General features: G+C 65.7%; 4 protein-coding genes. 2 read left to right on the forward strand and 2 right to left on the reverse strand.

Annotated features, from left to right (window positions below; translation table 11 throughout):
• Window positions 1-151: 151 nt before the first annotated feature.
• Complete coding sequence (locus ACFV4K_RS35220; protein WP_379280627.1) at window positions 152-352, forward strand: hypothetical protein; 201 nt, start codon at window positions 152-154, stop codon at window positions 350-352.
• Window positions 353-358: 6 nt separating this feature from the next.
• Here ACFV4K_RS35220 and ACFV4K_RS35225 read toward each other — a convergent pair whose 3' ends face one another.
• Together ACFV4K_RS35225 and ACFV4K_RS35230 are read right to left on the reverse strand one after the other, a co-directional pair.
• Window positions 359-1,363 carry an alpha/beta hydrolase gene (locus ACFV4K_RS35225; protein ID WP_379280628.1) on the reverse strand — a complete coding sequence of 335 codons (1,005 nt, stop codon included), beginning with the start codon at window positions 1,361-1,363 and terminating at the stop codon, window positions 359-361.
• 87 nt (window positions 1,364-1,450) lie between these two features.
• The gene (locus ACFV4K_RS35230; RefSeq protein WP_379280629.1) at window positions 1,451-2,158 is read right to left on the reverse strand and encodes a hypothetical protein; all 708 of its coding nucleotides are present in this window, start codon (window positions 2,156-2,158) and stop codon (window positions 1,451-1,453) included.
• Window positions 2,159-2,473: 315 nt separating this feature from the next.
• Here ACFV4K_RS35230 and ACFV4K_RS35235 point away from each other — a divergent pair, with 315 nt between their 5' ends.
• Complete coding sequence (locus ACFV4K_RS35235) at window positions 2,474-3,127, forward strand: hypothetical protein (protein ID WP_379280630.1); 654 nt, start codon at window positions 2,474-2,476, stop codon at window positions 3,125-3,127.
• Window positions 3,128-3,164 lie beyond the last annotated feature (37 nt).

Raw genomic sequence — 3,164 nt, forward strand, 5'->3', positions numbered from 1 at the left:
GAGTCGAACATCAGGCGACTCGGCACCGCCCCTTTTTCGATGGAAACGATTGACAATCGGCAATTGTCGATCCACCGGCACAAGTGATTTATCGAAATACGAACCGCGCAGTAGAGTTTCTATATCGAAATGCTATTCCTGGAGCGGTCGAATGTACGCAGCGAATCGAATTCTCCACCTGCACGTGGAATTGGGTCCGCTGACCCTGGACTACCAAGGTCGGGCCGCTCAGATCGGCGAGGTGGCTGTCGAACTGACCAGCGCCGGTGGAGCGGCGGTCACCGTCGACACCCTGGTGACCGCCGAAATGCCCTGCCTGCCTTGCGCGAAGCTGTGGGATCCGCCCCGGTGAACGGCGCTAGGCCACACCGAGCGCGGCGGCGAGCAGCGGCCACGAATTGTGGAGGTCGCGCTCCCAGTAGGCCCAGGTGTGGGTGCCGACGGGCCGGAAGTCGACCTGGGCCGGAATATTCAGTGCCGCAAGGCGATCGGCGAGCTGATGGGTGCAGGAGTTGGTGGCGGCCTCGATCAGTCCGCCGAGCACCATCTGGTTCGCCTTGGTGACGACCTGGTCCGGTGTGGGCTGCGCGCCCAGGGACTCGGCAGGGCCGGGCAGACCGGTGCCGCTGGCGAGGTAGATAGCCTTGCCGCGCAGGCTGTCCGCGTTGAGGAGGGTGTCGTGGGCGCGCCAGGCCGGATCGTCATCGGGGCCCCACATGTTCTTCGGGTCGGCATCGCCACGCGCGAGCACGAGCCGGATGTAGGCGCGGCCGGCCGGATCGGAGGTGGAGGCGCACCCGCTGTAGGCGGCGACCCCGGCGTACACGTCCGGTGCGGCGGAGATCAGATCCAGCGCCGAGGTGGCCGACATGGACACGCCCGCGATCGCATTCACGCCCGAGGCATGCAGCGTCGCGTCGATGATGGGCGGCAGTTCCCGGGTCAGGAAGGTCTCCCACCGATTGCGCCCGATCTTCGGATCGTCGCGCTGCCAGTCGGTGTAATAGGAGAATTCACCGCCGACGGGCGTCACCACATTCACGTTCTTCTCCCAGAAGAACGCGGCGATGTCGGTCCGGCTGTACCAATTGGTGATGTCGGTTCCGCCGCTGGCGCCATTGAGGAGATATAGCGTCGGCGCGTTCGGCTTCGCAGCGGCCATCACCTGCAGCGGTATCACGCGTTGCATGGCAGCGGAGTACACGTAGAACATCTGCTGCCGCTGTCCCGCGCGATCGATGTGGTCCAGATGGGAGGCGACATCGGCCCGCGAGACCTGGAAGACGCCCGGGGCGACGGTGAGCAGAGCCGCGGCGGCGGCACACGAGAGAACGAGCGACGATACGGTCCGCCAGGGCGACACCACTGACTCCTCAAGGGAAGCGATGAAAGGTCCTGGGCCGCGGCGGCCGCGCGCACACCGCGGCCCAGGGGTTTTCGAGCCGGTGACTCAGCTGCCCATCAGGCGCCGAATCACATTGGCGATGGTGTCGCTGACCGACCCGGTGGAGCTGAGCCCGTTCTGCGAGGAACCGAAGCCGCCCTGGTCGAGGCTGCCCAGCAGGGCCTCACCGGGATTCGCGCCGCGACCGGTGAAGCACACGCCCATGCTCGGCTGTTCGGAACCCGAGCCGACGGTGCCGTGGACCTGCATGCCGCCGCTGAGGACCGTCTGTCCGTCGGTGACGGAGGCGGGCACCCGGTAGGTGAAGTCGGCGGTGACCGGGTAGCCGGAGTTGACGAACCACCCGGTGCTGTTGACCCGCCAGCCACCGTTGTCCGGCTCGGGCGTCACCTCGGCCGGCTGCTCGCCCTGCCCGACGTGATATGCCGTGACGACGACCTTGACCGGCTTCTCGAAGCCGGGCGGCGGGAAATCCACGATGCCGTTGATGTACGGGTTGCCGATGCTGGTGGTACCGACCCGGAGCGAGTAGGTGACCAGCGTGCCCGCGGCGGCGGTCTTGATGTCGACCGACTTGTCGTAGGTGTGGGTGATCCAGACACTCGAGATGCCCGGGTTGTAGTCCACGTGCTTCGACTGCACACAGGACGGCGTGTCCGCCGTGGCGGGCGCGGTGCCGAGCGCGATACCCGCCCCCGACATCACCACTGCGGCCGCCGCGACTCCGGCAGCCAATTTCGGGGTCTTACGCATGATTCCTTCCAGCAGTTCCGGCCGAGCACGGAACCGATAGCTAGTGAGCCGGTGGGGAATTCGAGCTTTCGCTCACGCCGAGAAACGCTAGAGCACAACGGAAGAGAACTTAAATCCAAATTTCGGGACCACTGACAACCCAGCCTTGTGAATCACCCCCGTACCGGCCCGCCGCCTGCCATAACTACAACGACAGGTTGTAGACGAACCGTGAATTGTGATTTCACACGCGACCTGCGCCGTCCTAGCATTTTTCCGGCGTGAGCGAAAATGCTCACGGTCGAATGAAGTTCCAGAGACACAAGGGAATTCGCCATGGGACGAGCCGTGAAAAACACCGCCGCGGGTACCGCCGCCGCGATCGCGTTGGGGGCGTTGTCCCTGTTCGGGGCGGGCGCCGCCGATGCCGCCCCCGCCACATTGACCTGGAACGACGGCCAGAACCAATTCACCCGCACGATCAGCAATGCCACCCCCGCCGTCGGTGACACCATCACCGTCGAGACGTCGCTCACCCGGGTCCAGTCCCCGCCCTCCGAGGTCACGTTCAACTGGTTCAAGGACTACCACCCCGAATGCCTCACCTATGTGTGGGATTCGGCGAAACTGATCGATGCCGCCGGCGCCCACGCGGTCGAGCCCAATCTCGAGATCGGTTCGAACTTCATCGCGGCCGACTTCATCGCCCGCGGCCTGAACGTGGTCTTGAAGGTCGGCCAGCCCGCGCTCGTCTTCCGCACCCAATACAAGGTTGGCAACTGCGCCGCGGGCACCCCCCTGACCACCGGGATCGCCTACTCCCAGGCGACCTGGGGCGTCACCGACAGCGACACCACGAAGGGCCCCTCGATCACGGTCGGCGGAACGCCCGGCGGCGGCACCGGCGGCGGCAATTCCGGCAGCAGCAACCTGCCCGCCCCGCTCAACGCCCTGACCTCGCTGCTCGGCGGTACCGGCTCCAGCAAGTAGTACCACGCACGACGACAAGGCCCGGAACCGTTGGTTC

The organism is Nocardia sp. NPDC059764 (assembly GCF_042732555.1).
In the GTDB taxonomy this organism is placed as follows: domain Bacteria; phylum Actinomycetota; class Actinomycetes; order Mycobacteriales; family Mycobacteriaceae; genus Nocardia.